The organism is Streptomyces sp. A0592 (assembly GCF_004795115.1).
Lineage (GTDB): Bacteria > Actinomycetota > Actinomycetes > Streptomycetales > Streptomycetaceae > Streptomyces > Streptomyces erythrochromogenes.
The window spans coordinates 171267-188925 of the sequence record NZ_SSBM01000012.1 but is presented as its reverse complement, the minus strand read 5'-3'; the positions used below and the strand labels follow the sequence as shown (position 1 = coordinate 188925).

Here is a 17659-nt window from a genome sequence, read left to right as displayed (position 1 = left end):
CCGTGCCCATCACCCTCGCTCAGGCCCAGGTCAACACCGCGGCGGACGTCGACTACGCCGTCATCGACAACCTCCGCCGCTACAGCTGGCTCCTCGACCAGATCGTCTTCGACGACACGGTCACCCCGGGAACCGGCGGCTCCAGCCTCACCTACGGCTACACCCGCCTCACCGCCGCCCGCTCCGCCCAGTTCCGCGCGATGAACTCCGAGTACACGCCCGGCCAGGCGGCCCGCCAGCAGTACACGGTGACCCTCAAGCCGCTCGGCGGCAGCTTCAGCGTCGACCGGGTCCTGGCGCGGCTGGGCCAGGCTGCCTCCAACGAGGTCTCGTTCCAGATGCAGCAGCTCCTGACCGCGACCCGGACCCGCTTCCAGGACGAGCTCATCAACGGCGACACCGCGGTCGACGCGAACGGCTACGACGGCCTCGACAAGTCCCTCACCGGCGCATCCACCGAGTACGTGCCCCTCACCGAGGGCATCACGACCGGCATCCTCGACTTCACCCGGGGCACCATCGACACGCAGGCCGAGGCCATGGCGATGCTCGACGTCGTCGACGAGTGGCTGTCCCGGATCGTCCCGTCGCACACCGGCGGCGGCGACCAGGGCATGCCCGGCGCCCTCCCGCCCGGCGTGAAGGCCATCCTCGGCAACACCCGCTCCATCACCCGCCTCCGGGCGCTCGCCCGCTGGGCCGGGATCTACACCCAGACCCGCGACGACCTCGGCCGGCAGATCGAGACGTACGGGCCGTGGGTCCTCGTCGACCTCGGCGACAACGCCATGGGCAGCGCCCCGATCATCCCGAACGAGACCCGCGCGCACGGCGGTTCCGCGGACTCGGGCACCTCGACGAACCTGACGGACCTGTACGCGGCCAGCTTCGGCCTGGACGCGCTCCACGGTGCGTCAGTGGCTGGGAACCCGCTGGTCCAGACGTTCATGCCGGACTTCAGCCAGGCCGGCGCCGTCAAGAGCGGCGAGATCGAGATGGGTCCGGCCGCGATGGTGCTCCGGAACGTCAAGGCCTGCGGGGCGCTCCGCAACATCAAGGTGGCCTGATGCTCACCATCAACTCTCCCGAACCGGAGTTCTCCGGCGAGGTCGCCGGTGTGGCATTCACCCGGGGTGAGGCCACGCTGGACGCGACCGTGCACGCCGCGGCCCTGGCCTACTTCCGTCGGCGCGGCTACCGCGTCACCGAGGCAGAGCCGGAGCAGGCCGACGAGGCCCCTGAACCGGCCGCCCCGGTCGAGCCCGAGACCACCCCGGAACCGGCTCCGACGGAGCCGGCCGAGGCCTTCGACCCGTCTGGCCACACCGTCGTCGATGTCCTGGCCTACCTGGCCGACGCCGACGAGGACGAGCGGGCCCGCGTGCTCGCCGCCGAAGCCGCGGGCGAGGCCCGCGCCACCATCCTCAAGAAGGGATCGAGCCAGTGACGCAGCTCGGCGGCTACATCCGCAACGTCCGCGACGCCCTCATGCACCTCAACTCCTCCGACCCGGCTTCGGCGGACACGTTCTTCCGCCGGAACCTCCCGCGGACGGGCCTGTACGACTCGGCCGGTGACACCGGCCAGGTCGCGCTGACCACCCAGGTCATGACGTCGGTGCCGATCTACCTGGCCGCCGGGGACGTCGTCACGAACATCTCCTTCCGGTCCGGCGCGACGGCGGCCGACACCCCCACCAACTGGTGGTTCGCCCTGTACTCCAACGCGGCCACCCCGGCACTGCTCGGCCAGACCGCCGACCAGACGTCGACTGCGTGGGCGGCGAACACCACGATGACGAAGGCCCTGGCGGCCCCGAAGACGATCACCGAGTCGGGGATCTACTACGTCGGGATCATGGTCAAGGCCACCGCCGTACCGACGCTGCTCGGGACGATCGCGGCGCCGGCCATCGCGACCGGTGAGCGGGCCCTGTCGCAGTCGTCCGGGTCCTCGCTGACCACGACCGCCCCGGCGACGATCGCGACACCGACGGCCAAGCAGTTCGTGCCGTACGTCGAGATCACCTGAGGTGGACGACGTGGCTCCCGAAGAGATCGAGAGCCCGCCCGCACCGCCGCCGGTGCCGCCCGCCCGGTACGCGGTCACCGCGCCGGGGGCGGTCACCGGCGGCGTGATGGGCGTGGGCTTCGCGAACGGGCACGCCGTCGTCACCGAGAACCAGGCCCGGTCGCTGGCCTGGTTTCGGGCCGAGCCCGGCTACGTGGTCGTCCCGCTCGACGTGCCTGAACCGGCCCCCGTCGAGGCCGAGGTGGAGCCCGACGAGACCACCGACGAAACCGCCGACATGGCGGACGAGCAGCCCGAGGAGGATCCGGAATGGCCGTGACCAGCGATTTCGGCATCAGCGCCACCGTGCGCAATACGAAGGCCAGCGACCTCAGCAGCGCTGCCGATGACCTGATCAAGCGGTACGGCGTCCACCTCGAAAGCGGCAGCGGCGCGGGCAAGGCCGACCGGATCTTCGCCGACACCCGGACGCTGTCTGCGTCGGCGACGGAGACACTCGACCTTGCCGGGTCCCTGACGGACGCCTATGGGACGACTACCTCGTTCGCGCGGGTCAAGTTCATCCTCATCTCGGCGGCCGCCGGGAACACCAACAACGTGGTCGTCGGCGCGAACGCCTCGGCGGACTGGGTGGGGCTCCTGAACGCGGCCGGGACGATCACCCTGCGGCCCGGAGCGACGTTCGCGGCGATGTCCGGCAGCGCGGATGCGACCGGCATGGTCGTGACCGCGACGACCGCCGACCTCATCAAGGTCGCCAACTCGGCCGGCTCGACCTCGGTCACCTATGACGTGATCATCGTCGGCAACAGCGCGTAGGAGGTGGCGGCCATGGCCCGCGTCTACGCCACCGCCGACCAGTACGAGGACTACACCGGGCAAGCCCCTCCCGCCGACATCGACCACCGGCTGCGCGCCGCAAGCAGCTTCCTCGACGCGCAGGTGTTCCGCATGTGCCGGTACGACGTCACCGACGCCGGCCTCCCCTCCAACGCGCTCGTCGCCGCCGCATTCGCGGACGCCACGTGCGCGCAAGCACTGTGGGGGGTGGAGGTCGGCGACACCACCGGCGCGGCCGGAGTCGGCTGGGGCAACGTGAAGATCGGCGGGGTGCAGCTCGGCCGTTCGGTCACATCCGTGTCCGGCGCCGACGCGCCCGGCCGGCAGGTCGCCCCGGCGGTCGGGGACGCACTCCGCAACCCGGACCTCACGCCGGACCTTCTCCAGCTGGGGGCGGTGTCGACGTGGTGATCCCCGGCTGGCTTCTGCGGCACACGGTGTCCATCGAGGCCTACCTGGGGGACTCCGCCTACGGCCCCCAGTACGCGGCCCCGGTGGTCGCGCGGGCGTTCGTCGAGGAGAAGGTCCGCACGGTCCGCAACCAGCAGGGCGAGGAGGTCACCGCCTCCACCACCGTCTACCTGCTGCCCACGCAGGCCTGCCCGCCCGAGTCCCGGGTGACCACGCCGTCCGGGCGGGTCGCCTCGGTCATCACCTCGCAGCTCCACGACGGCGGGGGGCTGCCCACCCCGGATCACAGGGAGGTGACTCTCGAATGAGTCAGCGCGTCACGATGCGGTGGGACGGCGACCGGCTGTGGACCAGCCGCGGCCGCCGCCTCGCCGAGGAAGGCGTCCAGAAGTCGTTGGAGCATGTCCTCGGCGAGTCCAACAAGACGGTGCCGCTGCGTGAGGGCACCCTCGAACGCTCCGGCCGCGTCGTCCGCGACGGCCTCAACGGGCAGGTCCAGTACGACACGGTGTACGCCCGCCGCCAGCACGAAGAGCTGACATGGAAGCACCTGCCGGGCCGCCGCGCGAAGTACCTGGAACTCGCCCTCCTGGAGTCCGCGGCCGCCGTACGCGAGCTGATGCGGGTCTCGCTGTGGAGGTGGCTGCGTGGCTGATGACCCGGACCTCCTCCACGGCGTGGCCCTCTACCTGCACGAGCGGGACCTCGTCACCTACACACCCGACGACGTCGGCGGCGACCTCTTCATGGAGGGCATGCCGTCCACGCCCGACCAGTGCGTGGTCCTGACTGGCTACGGCGGCCCCGAACCCGACAGCCTCCTCCCCTACGACCAGCCCCGCGTACAGATCCGCGTCCGCGGCACCACCGACCCGCGGGTCTCCCGCCGCCGGGCCAAGGCGATCCGCTCGGAGCTCCACGGCCTCGGCCCGGTGATCCTCCCGGACGGCACCAACGTCATCTCCTGCCACGCCCTCCAGGCCGCACCAGAGTCCCTAGGCGCCGACGACAACCGGCGCTTCGAGCACGTCGTGAACTTCGAGTTCGAGACCCGCGAGACGACCGTCCACCGGTCCTGACCACCCATCCTGTCCAGCCCGCCGGCCGCGCCGTGTGGGCTCTTCGCCATGCCCGGAGGACCCCATGGCACCGCAGAAGTACAACGCGAGGGACTGCTTCTTCGAGATCGAAGACTTCCTCAGCCCCGGCACCTGGACCGCCTTCCGGACGGCGTCGGCCGGTTCCGGGGTCGGCGGCATCAACACCTTCTCCCGCAGCTTCGAGTACGAAGCCGTCGACACCACCACCTTCGGCAGCCAGGGCCGCGCCGAGACGGAGAACATGCAGGAAGGCATGTCCATCACGCTGGAGGGCTTCCGCCTGAAGGACCCGTCCACCGGCGCCCTCGACCCGGCGATGGCCCTCGCGGAGGCGCAGGCCGCCCGGCTCGGCGCCGACAGCCAGTGCGGGTTCCGGTTCGCAGCCCCCGGCGACACCACCTGGGAGGTATGGGCGGACGCCACGTTCCAGCTCGGCGACCAGGGCGGCGGCAACAACGACAAGGCCACATGGTCCGTCACCGTGACCCGCTCCGGCCCGTCGACAACCGCGGCCAAGCCGTGACCGGCGCGCGCGCCGGGAAGGCGCAGTCCTGGGAGGACTTCAAGGCCCAGGAGTTCGGGGTACGCACCGAGATCATCCAGGGCGTCGAGGTGCAGGTGCCCGACGACGTGCCGCTCGGCTTCAAGAGGATGGCCGGACACCTCAGCTCCGAATCCGACGTCGAGGACTTCGCCCCGGTCGTCGCGCTGCTCTATGGCGACGGCGTGTTCGATCAGTGGGTCGACAACGGCATGGGTGCCAACGGGCTCCTCGTCGCGATCATGTGGGGCTACCTGCAAGGCAGCGGCCGTGACGTCACGTTCAGCGAAGCCTACGAGGTCGCGAACAGCCCGGACCCGGGAAAAGCGGCAGCCGCGGTAACCGGGAACCGAGCCGCACGGAGATCGCAGTCACGCGCCACTGGTGGGCGATCGTCGCGGACTTCCGCCGCGAGTACGGCCTCCGGCCGGAAGACCTCCCGTACCTAGGCGAACGCGAGTTCTGGCAGCTCCTCAACGGCCTCTCCCCTGAGTCCGCGTTCCAGCGGGTGGCAGGCGACGAGCTGTCCGTCATCGACGACCCCGACCAGATCCGTTTCGGCCTCCGTGGCGGCCGCACGTAGCCCGGAGGGGGACCCATGGCACTCAACGTCGGCGAGCTGGTCGCGAACATCGAGGCCGACAGCAGCGGCATGACCCGCGGCCTGGGCGAGGCCGAACTGGCCATGCGCGGCTTCCAGCAGGACACCGAGGGCCGCCTCCGCCGACTCGACGGCACCTTCGCCAGCCTCAGCGAACGCATCTCGGTGGGCTTCGCCGACGCCGAGGAGTCCAGCCGGGGGTTCGGCCTGAGTCTGGGCCGTCTCGGTGGCCTGGCCGGCGGGCTCGGCGGGATCGCGGCGACCATCCTGAAGGCTGGGGCCGGGCTGGGCGTAGCGGTGCCGCTGGTGGCCGGGCTCGGCGCGACCGTGGCGCAGATCGCTCCGGCCGCCGGTCTGGCGGTGACCGGTCTGATCGCCGTCCAGCTCGCCACGAAGGCCCTGAAGCTGGGCATGGTCGGCGTCAAGGACGCTGTGTCCGCGGCGCTGGACCCGTCCAACCCGCAGGCGTACGCGGAAGCCCTGAAGAAGCTGTCGCCGAACGCCCGCGCGTTCGTCGGGGAGATCCGCACCCTTCAGCCCCAGCTGAAGGCCTTGCAGCAGGGCGTCCAGGAGCGCCTGTTCCAGGGCCTCGACGGAATCCTGAAGGACATGGGCAAGCACACCTTGCCCGTCCTGAAGAACGGTCTCACGGGTGCGGCTGGCGCCCTGAACCTGATGGGCCGGAACATCGGGAACACCGCCGTCGGCATGTCCAAGTCCGGTGTCCTCGGGCAGGCCATCTCCGGCGCGAACATCGGCCTCACCAACCTTTCCCGGATTCCGTCGCAGCTCATGCTCGGCCTCACCCAGGTCGGTGCGGCGGCCGCGCCCGCGTTCGCCCGGCTCACGGCGCGCGCGGGCGAGGGCGCGGACTCTCTCTCGGACAAGTTCAGCAAGGCGTTCGAGGACGGCCGCGTGGAGGCCGCGATCGAGAAGGCCATCGGCCTGATCAAGCAGATCGGCGAGGTCGCCGGGAACGTCTTCTCCATCGTCGGCAGTGTCTTCGGGGCCGCGCAGGCGGAGGGCGGCGGCATGCTCGGCGTCCTCCGGGACGTCTCCGGCGCCCTGGCGACGGCTTTCGCGAGCCCCGGCGTGCAGGCCGGGCTGCGGGCGATTTTCGAGACGATGTCCGTGGTCGGAACGACCGTCGCCCCGCTTTTCGCGCAGGCCCTGCGAGCCATTGCTCCCATTTTTACCGCCCTTGGCCCACCGATACAGCGGCTGGTAGCCGCCCTCGGCCCGATCCTCAGTTCGACCATCGCTGCCCTCGGCCCTGTTCTGCAGGTCGCGGCGGTTGCCGTAGGGGCCTTGATCGATGCCGCGTCGCCGCTGCTCGGTGTGGTCGGTGCGCTGGTGTCTGGGCTCCTGCCTGCCTTGGTTCCGCTCCTGTCTCTCGCGGCGTCTATTTTCACCCAACTTGCCCCACTTGTGGCGCAGTTTGCCGGAATTTTGACGTCTGCGCTCCAGCCGATTCTGGCCGCCTTGATCCCTGCGATCCAGCCCATCGTCGACGCCCTGGGTGTACTGGCGTCGGCGGTCCTGCCGATCCTGTCGGAGCAGACGGCAGCCTTCGCCCCTCTAGTCGCTCAACTTGCGGGTATTTTTGCCCAATTGCTCGTAGCTCTAGGCCCCGTCATCGCTCAGTTGATCTTGCTGGCGGCCGACGTCCTAACCAAGGCAACACCCGTCCTGACCATGGTCATCGGCCTGGTCGCCAAGCTCGCCAGCGTCTTCGGCAACGAGCTCGCCGCCGTCGTCTCCGGCGTCGTCATCCCCGCCTTCCAGATGATCGCCGCCATCCTCGCCGGAGACTTCTCCGGCGCCTGGCAGGCCGCCAAAACCATGGTCAGCGGGATTGTCGACGCCTGGATCCGCATGTTCCGGGAGCTACCCGCGAAGGCGTCCGAGGCGCTGGCCGGCCTGGCGGGCGCCCTGTGGTCCCGCGTCCAGGAGGCGGGCGGCCGCTTCAACGAAGGCGTCCGCCAGAAGCGGGACGAGGCCATCGCCAAGCTCCGCGAGCTGCCCAGCATGGCCCGCAACGCGCTCGGCGACCTCGGCAGCGTGCTCTGGAACGCCGGCTCGCGCCTGATTCAGGGCCTGATTGACGGCGTCTCGTCAAAGATCAGCGCCCTGAAAGGCAAGCTCGGGTCGGTCACCGACATGATCCCGGACTGGAAGGGGCCCGCCGAGCGGGACTCCCGTCTGCTCCGGCCCGCTGGCCGCCTCCTCATGGACGGCCTGATGGGCGGCGTAGACGACCGGATCCCGGCGCTGCAGGCGCAGCTCGGCGGCCTCACCGGGGCGATCCCCGGCATGGCCCTCGCGGGCGCAGGCGCGGGCGGCTACGGCGGCGGCCCGAGCCGCACGGTCATCGAGTTCGTCGGCCCCGACGGCCTCAAGGCCCTGATCCGCAGCATCGTCCAGACCGACGGACGCGGCTCCGTCATCACCGCATTCGAGCAGTAGGAGGACCCCTCTATGGCCGTGCCGGACATCGACGTCGAGCTGCAGCCCGGCGGGTCCTACACGTCCGTCACGGACGACATGCTCCACTCGCAGGCCGTTACCTACAGCTGGGGCCGCCGCGCGGAGGGGTCCCGCACGGACCCGGCGGCGGCCTCGCTGACCCTGAAGAACGCCGACGGCAAGTACTCCACCCGCAACCCGAACAGCCCGTACTACGGGGAGCTCGGCCGCAACACGCCGACCCGGATCACCCACGGCGGCGCCAACGTCGCCCTCGTGGTGCCGCCGGACAGCATCGGCCGCGCCTCCACCCCGGACGCGGCCGCCCTCGACATCGTCGGGGACATCGACGTCCGCGCCGACCTCACCCCCGCCCTCTGGGGCGGCACCACCGCCTCCTCCGGCTGGGAGGTGATGGGGAAGTGGGGCATCGTTGGCCAGCAGTCCTGGTATTTGCGCATGCAGGACTCCGGACGCTTGGCGTTCGGCTGGTCCACGAACGGGGTCACGGGCACCGTCCTCGGCTCCGACGCGGAGGTGCCGTTCGCGCCCGGGCAGCGGGGCGCGATCCGCGTCACCCTCGACGTGTCCAACGGGCTCGGCGGGTACACGGTCACCTACTACACGGCCGACACGATCGCCGGACCGTGGACCCAGCTCGGCACCCCGGACATCACCACCGCTGGCGGCGCCACCTCGATTTTCAACTCGACGGCGGACCTCCAGGTCGGCGATATCGGCGCCCTGGCGTTCGAGCCGATCGCCCGGGAGTACCACGCGATCGAGGTCCGGTCAGGGATCGGCGGCAGCGCGGTCGCGAACCCGGTGTTCAGCGGGTTGGCGTCCGGGACGACTTCGTGGTCGGACGCTGCCGGGCGGTCCTGGAGCGCCGCCACCGGCCTCATCACCAGCCGGCGGACGCGGGCGGTGCTGGAGGCGGCGGACATGACGCCGCGGTGGACGAACGAGTTCAACGTGACGACGCCGATCGCTGCGGCGGGGATCCTGCGGCGGCTCGGCCGCGGCGCGAAGCCCCTCGCCTCGACGCTGCGCCGGTCGCTGCCGACGTTGGGGTCGGGGCCGGTCGCCTACTGGCCGATGGAGGACGGCTCCGACTCCACCCGGGCCGCGTCCGCGATCGTCGGCGTCCAGCCGCTGCGCGTCGCGGACTTCGACTTCGCGGCGGACCAGTCGTGCGCGGGCGCCGCCTCGCTGCCGACGATCGGGGCGGCGGCGACGATGCACGGGTCGATCCCGCCGTATACGTCGTCAACGACCGGGTATCTCGTGGCGATGATGTACAGCCTGGAGGCCCTGCCCGCCTCGAAGAGCGCGCTGCTGTCGATCCAGACGACCGGCACCGGCCGCGGCGTCGTCGTCTCGTTCACGTCGACGCAGATCGTCTGTGACGTGTACTCCACGGCCGGCGCCCTCCTCACCAGCCAGGCGTTCACCCCGGCCGCCGCGGTCGGCGACGGCGTGTGGCGGCGACTGGAGCTCACCGCCCAGTGGGACGGCGCCAACATCGACTTCACCTGCGGTGTTGTCGACGAGTTCGGGCTCCGCGACATCATGAACTTCTCCGTCGCCGGCACGCCCGGCAGCGTCACGGACATCGACACCGGTTTCGGGACGCTACTGTCCGGGATGGCCCTCGGCCACCTCGTTGTCTACCCGGACGCGGACCCGACCGAATGGTTCGACGCGGACATCGGCTACAGCGGCGAGGAGGCCGGCGCCCGCCTGCTGCGCCTGTGCGCCGAGGAGGGCATTCCGGTGTCGATCGCGGACGGGCCGGGCTTGCACACCCGCCTCGGCCCCCAGCGGCCCGCGAAGCTGCTGGACCTGTTCGACGAGATCGAGGCGGCCGACGGCGGGATCCTCGTCGAGGACCGGACACGCCTCGGCCTCGTCTACCGGACGCGGGCGTCGATGTACAGCCAGGCCCCGCGGGTCACGATCCCGTACGGGCAGCTGGTCGCGCCGCTGGAGCAGACCGACGACGACCGGTACACGCGCAACGACCGCACGGCACAGCGCAGGGACGGTTCGTCGGCGCGCGCGGTGCTCAGCTCCGGGCCGCTGTCGACGGCGCCGCCGCCGGACGGGGTGGGCCTGTACGACGACTCCACCACCCTGAACGTCTACGAGGACGGCCAGCTGCCGGACATCGCCGGCTGGCTGCTGCACCGGGGCACGTGGGACGAGGCCCGGTATCCGAAGGTCCGGATCCTGCTCCACAAGTACCCGGAGCTGGTGCCCTCCGTGGCCGCGCTGCAGCCGGGGGACGTCATCCGGATCACGGACTTGCCGTCGTGGCTGCCGCCGGGCCCGGTGGATCTGCTGGTGGAGGGCGGCGAGGACCAGTTCAAGACGTTCGAGTGGACGGTCACCCTCACCTGCTCGCCCGCAGGCCCGTGGAACGTCGGCGTCCTCGACGACTCGACGCTGGGGCGCCTGGACACCGCCGGCTCGACGCTGGTCTCCGGCGTCACCTCGACCGCCACGAGCCTGTCCGTGGCCACGGCGTCGGGCCCGATCTGGTACGCCACCGACGTGCCCTTCAACATCCTGATCGGGGGCGAGGTGATGACGGTGACGGCGATGTCCGGCGCTTCCAGCCCGCAGACGTTCACGGTCACCCGCAGCGTCAACGGCATCGTCAAACCGCACTTGGCGGCCGCTCCGGTCGGCCTCGCGACCCCCCTCATCCTCGCCCTGTAAGGAGCCTGATGGCCGCCTATCCGTCCCTCTACGCAGGGCAGAAGCTCACTGCGGCGTTGCTGTCGTCGATGCAGCCGTTCACCGTCATCAAGGCCGCCGACGAGTCGGTCACGAGCAGCACCGCGCTGCAGGACGACAACCACCTGATCATTCCGCTGGCCGCAGCGTCGACGTACACGATCGAGGGCGCCCTGTTTTACGACGGCGTGTACAACGCCGGCAACCTCAAGTTGACGTGGTCCCTACCGGCGCTGGCGACGATCCTGTGGTCGCCGAACGCGCCCGCGACGGGCGGGGCCGCGGCGTACGCGTCGAACGGCACCACGGCGGGGAACTTGACGGTCGGTACGTACGGCACGGGTGGCACGAAGACCACCGCGTCGATCACGGCGACGGTCACGACGTTCGGGACCGCGGGGAACATGACGCTCCGCTGGGCGCAGGACGCCTCCAATGCCACGGCTACGACGATCTATGCGGGGTCGTGGCTGCGCGCGCTGCGCATCGCCTGATCCGCCCCCTTCCTATCGCCTCCGTGCCGTCGGCCGGGGGCTTTTCTCATGCCCTGGAGGCTCTCAGTGCCCGAGCAGCAGCCGTCCGTCGGACGGGTCGTCCACTACGTCAGCTACGGCACGCCGGACGGCGAGTACACCTCGCAGTGCCGCGCGGCCGTCATCACCGAGGTCCCCGAGTACCTGACCGCCGAGCCCTTCGACGGCTGCCCGAACGGCACGGAAGGCCAGTGGATCGCTGGGCTCGCCGTCCTCAACCCGGAGGGCGTCTTCTTCAACCGCGGGTGCGCGTACTCCGAGGAGCAGCGCGGCGGTACCTGGCACTGGCCGGAGCGTGTCTGATGGCCTGGTACTCCGGCGCCGTCCGGATGGAGCTCCAGCCGGAGTCCGACAACCAACCGGCGATCCGGCCGACGCAGTTCATCCTGCACTCGATCGCAGCCCCCTGGTCCGTCCGCCGGACCTACGAATACTGGCGCGACTCGACGAACCTGGAGTCGCACTTCGGGCTCGACTACTACGGCGCGCCCGGCCAGTACATCGGCACGGAGACGCGGGCGGACGCCAACTACCTGGCGAACCTGCGGCCGGACGGTACGGGCGCGGTGTCCATCGAGACGGCGTCGAACAGCAACCACACGGACCCCTGGAGCAACTCCCAGGTCGAGGAGCTGATCAAGCTCGGCGTGTGGCTTCACCAGCAGCACCCCGACATCCCGTTGCGGATCTGCCGCTCGGCGTCGGACCCCGGCTACGGGTACCACCGGCTCCACGCTGCGTGGGCTAAGGGCGGCACCGACTGCCCGGGCGATGCCCGGGTGAAGCAGTTCCGCGAAGTGATCTTCCCGGGCATCGTCGCCCGGGCCAACGGCCAGTCCCAGGAGGACGACATGCCCACCCCCGCGGACCTCTGGTCCCACCGCATTGAGATCCCCGACGGCCGCCAGGTGTCGGCCGCCGACATCCTCGCTTGGACCGACAACCGGCACAACGTCGTCTTCAAGGAGCTCGGCAGCGTCAAGGCCGAACTCGGCACCGTCAAGGCGCAGCTCGCCGAACTCACCGCGGCCGTCAAGGCCCTCACCACGAAGGGGGCCTAGCCATGGCCAACCCGATCGCTTTCCCCTCCGGCGAGACCGTCGTTAAGACCGCCGCAACCTACGGCCGCGACCTCCTGGAGCGCGTGCTCAGCACGTTCCTGCAGGGGACCATCGGCGGCATCGTGATCACGCAGCCGCTCGACGGGTCGATGTGGTACGCCGCGGGCGCCGGTGGTGTCGCCGCGGTCGTCGCCCTCGGCAAGGGCCTCGTCGCCCGCTGGCGGGACGTGAGCAACTCGGCCAGCCTCGCCAAGGGCGTCTAGTGCTGGCCGCCCTGTGGCGGCACCTCCAGTGGCGAGGCGTCACCCTGGCCGGAGTCGGCGCCCTGTGGGTCTGGTACGGCGCCGGGCTGGTCGTCGCGGACCGCCCGGGGGTCGCCACCGCAACGGCCCCGCTCCTCACCCTGATGTGTATGGAGGCGTGGGGCGGCCTCTGGATCGCCTGCGGCGTGCTCGGGCTGGTAACGGCCGTAGTGCGGCCGGGCCGGGACGTCGTCGGATTCGGCGCCCTGGCCGGGCCGCCCCTGTGGTGGGCCGCCGCGTTCCTCGCGGCCGCCGCCACTGGCTCGGTCGACACAGCGTGGGCATCGCTGCCGTTGTACCTCGCGCCGCTCTTCCTGGTGGTCGTGATCGCAGTCATTACAGGGGGGCGGACGCGCAGAGGCGCAGGTGAGGGGGTGGCCGATGGGCGGTGACAACTCTGTCCTCGGTGTGGTGATCGCGGTGATCGGCGCGATCGGTGCTGTCCTGGTGGCGCGGGTGTCCGCGCCGAAGGCGGCGCCGATCGGTCCGGCTGACACGGACGACGGCCCGCCTGTTCTTGAGGTCGCGCCGGAGATCTGGCAGCACATGAGCGGCAAGATCACCACGCTCGAAGGCAAGGTGGACCACCTCACGGCGCTCGTCGAGGCCCAGACCGTCAAGGTCTCCACCCTGGAGAAGCTTCTCCGGCAGGCGATGCGCCTGCTCCGCTCCGCTCACCGGCAGCTCCGCGACGCGGGAACCGACCCGGATCCGGTGCCGCCGGAGCTCATTCCGTACAGCATCGACTGAGGAGGCCGCCGTGCCCCGACGTACCGTCCGCGGCCGCGTGGACGACCTCTTCACTGACAATCCGGCCGCCGACGTCACTGTGACTCTGTCCGCGATCCCGCGCCGCTGGACGGACGAGGCCGGCGACCGGGTTCTGGCCGCCCCGGACACTGCGGTGCCGGTGGTGGACGGGGCATGGTCGGCGCTGCTGCTGCCGACCGACGAGCCGGGCATTGAGCCGGCGACGGGCCGCTACTACCGGCTCGTGGAGGCCGTCGGCGGGGTGCCGGTCCGCCGACGGGTGTTTGAGGTGCCGGACGGGGTGGGGGATCTCCACATCGACGATCTGGTCGTGGCCGATCCGGGCCTGCCCGGCTATGTGCGCGGCGCCACCGGGCCGACAGGCGCAACGGGCCCGGCTGGCCCCACGGGCGCTACCGGGCCTACGGGTGCTATCGGCGTGCAGGGCCCGCAAGGCGAGCAGGGCGCGACCGGCCCGGCAGGCCCCCAGCCCCCGCTCGGCGCGGCCGGCGCGGGCGCAGACACCGCTCTGCGCTCCACCGACCCGACGACAACGAACTCCCGAACGCCCACCGCGCACGCCACCTCGCACGGCTCCGGCGGTACGGACCCGGTCACCCCGGCGGCGATCGGCGCCGAGACCCCGGCCGCCGCGCAGACCAAGGCAGACGGTGCGCAGGCCGCCGCGGAGGCCACTGCGGCCGCCGCCCTGTCGGTGCACGCGGCGGACAGCACCGCGGTGCACGGCATCACGGACACAGCGGCCCTGGAGACGACGGCTGGCGCCACGGGGAAGGTGACGGCTCACGCGGCCGCGTCCGACCCGCACGGCGACCGCGCATGGGCCACCGGCCAGTTCTACCCGCTCAGCAGCGGCAACGCCTTGAACGGCTTCCTGGACGATGCGCTGCTCCGTATCACGGACCTGGAGACGCGGATGACCTCGGCGGAGGCTGAGACCCGCATCGCGGTGAAGACCGCCGACGAGTCGGTCACCAGCAGTACCTCTCTCCAGGACGACGATCACCTCACGCTCAGCGTGGCGGCCGGAGGCTGGTACGCGGTCGATCTGTTCCTCGACGTCGAGGCCGACCCGGCTGGCGATCTGACGATCGGCTGGTCGGTTCCGGCCGGGGCGACGATGTCGTGGACGGAGGGCGGGATCAGCGCGGGCAATACCAACAACATTGGGTCGATCAAGCTCCAGCGGAACGACGCGGCGACCTCGTCCGGCGTCGGCATCATTGCGGCCGGGTCCTCAGTACGGCCGGCCGGTCGGCTGACTGTCGGTGGGACCGCGGGGTCGCTGCAGCTGCGTTGGGCGCAGACCGCTTCCTCTGGCACCCCGACCATCGTCAAGACTGGCAGTTGGCTTCGGCTGACCCGGATCGTCTGAACAGCACAACGCCCCCTCTCGCCTTCGGGCGGGAGGGGGCGCTTTCGTCGTGTCCGGGGTCAGTCGAGCGGCAGGGCCTGGTGCGCGGCGACGATCGCGTCGATGCGCCGGGCGAGGTCGAAGTCGGCTGCGGTGAGCCGGTTCCCGGCGTCGTGCGTGGTAATGCTGGCGCGCAGGTGGTCGATCCTCAGGTCGAGGTCGGCGTGATGCTGAATCCGACGGGACCGGTCGGCGATCGTCACGATCGCGGCCACGGCCGCGTGGTAGCGGATCGGGTAGGCGCGGGTAATCTCGTCGCCCACCTGCTCCCACCCGGGCAGCGCCGCCAAGTGCTCGGCGATCTCCTCGTGCGTCAACGGCTTCGGTACGCCCATGTCAGCTCCCCTCGTTCACGGGCCCCAGAACCTCGGCGAGGTCCCGGCCTACCGGCGCATCGTGCCATGGCTGCATGGCCCGCTCCAGCGCCCCGAGTTCGCGCAGCATCCGCACCGACCGGGTCTCGACCGCGATGGTCGCCGCCTCGCGCGCGATCTCGACCGCGTGATCCGGGTCCCGCGACACGGCTACGGCGGTGGCATGCCGGGCGAGGTACACGCCGCGGTCCCGGCGCGCGGTGGCGGGCACCGCAGCAAGCACCTGCGTCCACAGCCGGTCGGCCTCCGAACCGAGGCCGAGCCGGCCGTAGCAGGTGGCCCGCTGCACCTCCAGGTAGCCCGGTGTCCGGCGGCAGGCATTGCCCCACGGCAAGTCGTCATCGACCCGTGCGAGCAGCCCGTCCGCGGTGTCGATGAGCCGGTCGACGGAGTCCCGGTCCCCGGTGAGGCTGGCACCGTGGGCCTGCTGCTGCATGGCCATGATCCTCACCTTCGGCACGAGGAGGTCCGCGTCGTCGAGGGCGGCCTCGCAGAGGTCGATGACGCCGTGGCCGTCGCCGAGGTCGGTCCGGACCTGGGCTTGGTTGACGAGGGAGTAGCCGATGAGGTGAGGGTCCCGGGACCGGACCGCTATTTCCTGCGTGACCCCGCGCCAGAACGCGGCGGCGCCGAGGTCGCCGGCGTCCTGGTAGAGCCAGCCGACGAGCGCGGCGTAGGCGGCTCCGACCCGGAGCAGGCCGCGCCGGGTCTCGCCGCGGGCGCTGCGGACGAGTTTGTCGATGAGCTGGTACTGGGCAGACACGGTGCCGATGAGGTCGTGCGGGCCGAGGAACATGTCGGCCCGGTAGTGCCCTTCGAGCTGCTGCTGGAAGTAGTCGATCAGGGCGGGGTCGACGTGCTGTGTGGCGACGGGCCCGGGCATCAGGGCGGCCGCGGTGACGGAGACGAATGTCCTGCGTTTCAAGTCGTCCTCTTGATGTGCCTCGGGGCGGATCCATCCGGCGGGCGCCGTGAACCCCAGCTCCTCGGGCCAGCGGCCGAGCGCGTCGTGGAGCACGGTCGCGGTCTCTTCCGGCGGCCAGCCGGGCGTGCCGCCTTCCCACCGGCGCCAGGTGCGGGCGCTGACGGTGTAGTGCGGGTCGTCGAGGAACCGTTGTCCGTGCGCTTGGAGCTGGGCTGCGGCCTGCTCCATGGTGCGCCAGCCCACCCGGAGCCGGGCGGCCCTGAGCGCGTCGTTGCGGGGGCTCATGGCCCCAGTGTGAGGTGTCATCGCGTCTGTCCCCGGCCGTGGCCGTTACGTGGCCGCGGATGGCCACGGCATGGCCTATCTGCCCATGTGCGTGCCAGCCCATCATCCTCGTGTGGCCCTGGACTCCGCAGGTATACGGGCCACTCCACCCGCTGACGACGGTAGAGGGAGCCCCGCCATGGCCACCCCGCACGACGCACACCAGCACGTGCCGCACGCCCTCTTGCACCAGCCCGTGCGCGACATCGCGTCCGGCACCGAGGGCATCCTCATGGCCGTGCTCGTCGAGAACACTGGGAGCCCCGTCGGACCGGACCGCTGGGCGGACATCGCCTACATCCGCCCGCACGGCGGCGGCGTCGAACTGTCCACGGCCGTCGCGAACATCGAGGCGGCCAGCCAGTGACGACCGACGAGATCACCTGGCAGCGGGCGGACACGCCCCCGCCGCTCATGCCGTGCAGCTGCGGCGCCAAGCCGCTGCCCCTGGGCGGGCCCGAGGGCGGCGCCGTGGTCCACGCCCCGGGCTGCTCCCAGGGCGGCCGCCACGGCATCACCTGATCCACCCCCTGCCGTCGTCGGCACCAGCAGACTCCCGCCCCGGCGCGCCCGGCAGTCCCCCCGCCGGACGCCCGGGGCGGGCCCATCGCACCATCAGAATCTCACCGAGGAGCACACCATGACCTCTGCCTGCACCTCCGGCCCCGAACACCCCCTGCCCCCGTTCGCCCCGCGGGGCGGCGCCCCGACCTCGGACACGCGCCCGCAGGGCGGCGGGACGTTCACCCTGACCCAGCGCCGAGACGCCCGCTCGCTCATCAGCGCCGCCGACTTCGAGGGCGTCGCCGCGACCGTCGCCAGCAACAACCCCGACATGTCGCAGACCAACGCCGAGCGCATCACCCTGGAAGGCCTTAAGTTCGTCGCGGCCGCCGCGCAGTTCCCCGGCGGCATGCGCCCGTCCCGGACCGTCGACGAGGGCTGGCACGCGCTCATCCTGCACACCGTCGTCTACGCCCAGCTGTGCGAGCGACTCGGCAGGTTCGTTCACCACCTGCCCGAACTCCCGGACCCGACCCGGTACACGCCGGGCGCCCTCGACCACACCATTGGCCGGATCCGAGAGGCCGGCTTCGAGGTCGACATGGAGCTGTGGACCGGCCCGCTGGAGGGGATCCCCGTCGCAGCCAGCTGCCAGCACGACAACGGGTGTGCCGACGGGAACTGTGAGGCAAACTGTCGCGCGGACCACCCCAACTAGT

25 protein-coding genes are annotated in these 17659 nt (G+C 71.1%); 23 read left to right on the top strand and 2 right to left on the bottom strand.

All coding sequences use genetic code 11. The features are described 5' to 3' along the window. Window positions 1–2 precede the first annotated feature (2 nt). The 20 genes from E6U81_RS19500 to E6U81_RS19405 all read left to right on the top strand — a co-directional run bounded on the left by E6U81_RS19500 (window position 3) and on the right by E6U81_RS19405 (window position 14774). On the top strand, window positions 3–1067 hold the full coding sequence (locus E6U81_RS19500) for a major capsid protein (RefSeq protein WP_136231373.1): 1065 nt from the start codon (window positions 3–5) through the stop codon (window positions 1065–1067). Beyond that, window positions 1067–1447, top strand: a complete 381-nt coding sequence (locus E6U81_RS19495; protein WP_136231372.1) for a hypothetical protein — start codon at window positions 1067–1069, stop codon at window positions 1445–1447. The genes E6U81_RS19500 and E6U81_RS19495 overlap by 1 nt, the downstream gene beginning before the upstream one ends. Beyond that, window positions 1444–2031, top strand: coding sequence for a hypothetical protein (locus E6U81_RS19490; protein WP_136231371.1), 588 nt, complete (start codon window positions 1444–1446; stop codon window positions 2029–2031). Before E6U81_RS19495 ends, E6U81_RS19490 begins: the two co-directional genes overlap by 4 nt. A 10-nt stretch (window positions 2032–2041) precedes the next feature. Next, window positions 2042–2350, top strand: coding sequence for a hypothetical protein (locus tag E6U81_RS19485; RefSeq protein ID WP_136231370.1), 309 nt, complete (start codon window positions 2042–2044; stop codon window positions 2348–2350). After that, a complete protein-coding gene (locus E6U81_RS19480; protein ID WP_136231369.1) occupies window positions 2341–2850 on the top strand; it encodes a hypothetical protein in 510 nt (169 codons plus the stop codon). Before E6U81_RS19485 ends, E6U81_RS19480 begins: the two co-directional genes overlap by 10 nt. A gap of 12 nt (window positions 2851–2862) precedes the next feature. Continuing rightward, a complete protein-coding gene (locus E6U81_RS19475; protein WP_136231368.1) occupies window positions 2863–3282 on the top strand; it encodes a hypothetical protein in 420 nt (139 codons plus the stop codon). Further along, window positions 3276–3590, top strand: coding sequence for a hypothetical protein (locus E6U81_RS19470; RefSeq protein ID WP_136231367.1), 315 nt, complete (start codon window positions 3276–3278; stop codon window positions 3588–3590). Before E6U81_RS19475 ends, E6U81_RS19470 begins: the two co-directional genes overlap by 7 nt. Then, window positions 3587–3937, top strand: coding sequence for a minor capsid protein (locus tag E6U81_RS19465; protein WP_206309968.1), 351 nt, complete (start codon window positions 3587–3589; stop codon window positions 3935–3937). Before E6U81_RS19470 ends, E6U81_RS19465 begins: the two co-directional genes overlap by 4 nt. Next, complete coding sequence (locus E6U81_RS19460) at window positions 3930–4361, top strand: minor capsid protein (protein WP_136231366.1); 432 nt, start codon at window positions 3930–3932, stop codon at window positions 4359–4361. The genes E6U81_RS19465 and E6U81_RS19460 overlap by 8 nt, the downstream gene beginning before the upstream one ends. Before the next feature lie 64 nt (window positions 4362–4425). Further along, a complete protein-coding gene (locus E6U81_RS19455; RefSeq protein WP_136231365.1) occupies window positions 4426–4905 on the top strand; it encodes a hypothetical protein in 480 nt (159 codons plus the stop codon). Beyond that, on the top strand, window positions 4902–5372 hold the full coding sequence (locus E6U81_RS19450; protein ID WP_136231364.1) for a hypothetical protein: 471 nt from the start codon (window positions 4902–4904) through the stop codon (window positions 5370–5372). The genes E6U81_RS19455 and E6U81_RS19450 overlap by 4 nt, the downstream gene beginning before the upstream one ends. Before the next feature lie 149 nt (window positions 5373–5521). Then, on the top strand, window positions 5522–7990 hold the full coding sequence (locus E6U81_RS19445; RefSeq protein ID WP_136231363.1) for a hypothetical protein: 2469 nt from the start codon (window positions 5522–5524) through the stop codon (window positions 7988–7990). 12 nt (window positions 7991–8002) lie between these two features. Further along, window positions 8003–10714, top strand: coding sequence for a hypothetical protein (locus E6U81_RS19440; RefSeq protein ID WP_136231362.1), 2712 nt, complete (start codon window positions 8003–8005; stop codon window positions 10712–10714). 8 nt (window positions 10715–10722) lie between these two features. After that, window positions 10723–11226, top strand: a complete 504-nt coding sequence (locus E6U81_RS19435) for a hypothetical protein (RefSeq protein WP_136231361.1) — start codon at window positions 10723–10725, stop codon at window positions 11224–11226. Between the two features lie 66 nt (window positions 11227–11292). Next, window positions 11293–11568, top strand: a complete 276-nt coding sequence (locus E6U81_RS19430; RefSeq protein ID WP_136231360.1) for a hypothetical protein — start codon at window positions 11293–11295, stop codon at window positions 11566–11568. Then, a complete protein-coding gene (locus E6U81_RS19425) occupies window positions 11568–12326 on the top strand; it encodes an N-acetylmuramoyl-L-alanine amidase (protein WP_136231359.1) in 759 nt (252 codons plus the stop codon). The genes E6U81_RS19430 and E6U81_RS19425 overlap by 1 nt, the downstream gene beginning before the upstream one ends. 2 nt (window positions 12327–12328) lie before the next feature. After that, entirely contained in the window at window positions 12329–12589 is a 261-nt protein-coding gene (locus tag E6U81_RS19420) for a hypothetical protein (RefSeq protein WP_136231358.1), read from the top strand. Then, entirely contained in the window at window positions 12589–13020 is a 432-nt protein-coding gene (locus E6U81_RS19415; RefSeq protein WP_136231357.1) for a hypothetical protein, read from the top strand. Before E6U81_RS19420 ends, E6U81_RS19415 begins: the two co-directional genes overlap by 1 nt. Then, complete coding sequence (locus tag E6U81_RS19410; RefSeq protein ID WP_136231356.1) at window positions 13010–13378, top strand: hypothetical protein; 369 nt, start codon at window positions 13010–13012, stop codon at window positions 13376–13378. Before E6U81_RS19415 ends, E6U81_RS19410 begins: the two co-directional genes overlap by 11 nt. A 37-nt stretch (window positions 13379–13415) precedes the next feature. Then, window positions 13416–14774 (top strand): collagen-like protein, encoded by a 1359-nt coding sequence (locus E6U81_RS19405; RefSeq protein WP_136231355.1) that lies wholly within the window; start codon window positions 13416–13418, stop codon window positions 14772–14774. Between the two features lie 59 nt (window positions 14775–14833). Here the strand turns inward: E6U81_RS19405 and E6U81_RS19400 are convergent, their stop codons facing one another. After that, window positions 14834–15148 (bottom strand): 4a-hydroxytetrahydrobiopterin dehydratase, encoded by a 315-nt coding sequence (locus E6U81_RS19400; RefSeq protein WP_136231354.1) that lies wholly within the window; start codon window positions 15146–15148, stop codon window positions 14834–14836. Window position 15149: 1 nt separating this feature from the next. Beyond that, entirely contained in the window at window positions 15150–16397 is a 1248-nt protein-coding gene (locus tag E6U81_RS19395; protein WP_240803908.1) for a Twin-arginine translocation pathway signal, read from the bottom strand. A gap of 178 nt (window positions 16398–16575) precedes the next feature. On the opposite strand from E6U81_RS19395, the gene E6U81_RS19390 reads away from it, so the two are divergent. From E6U81_RS19390 to E6U81_RS19385, 3 genes are all read left to right on the top strand, one after another. Continuing rightward, on the top strand, window positions 16576–16803 hold the full coding sequence (locus E6U81_RS19390; protein ID WP_136231352.1) for a hypothetical protein: 228 nt from the start codon (window positions 16576–16578) through the stop codon (window positions 16801–16803). Next, the gene (locus E6U81_RS39895) at window positions 16800–16958 is read left to right on the top strand and encodes a hypothetical protein (protein ID WP_168714671.1); all 159 of its coding nucleotides are present in this window, start codon (window positions 16800–16802) and stop codon (window positions 16956–16958) included. Before E6U81_RS19390 ends, E6U81_RS39895 begins: the two co-directional genes overlap by 4 nt. A gap of 118 nt (window positions 16959–17076) precedes the next feature. Continuing rightward, entirely contained in the window at window positions 17077–17658 is a 582-nt protein-coding gene (locus E6U81_RS19385; protein WP_240803907.1) for a hypothetical protein, read from the top strand. Window position 17659: the final 1 nt, after the last annotated feature.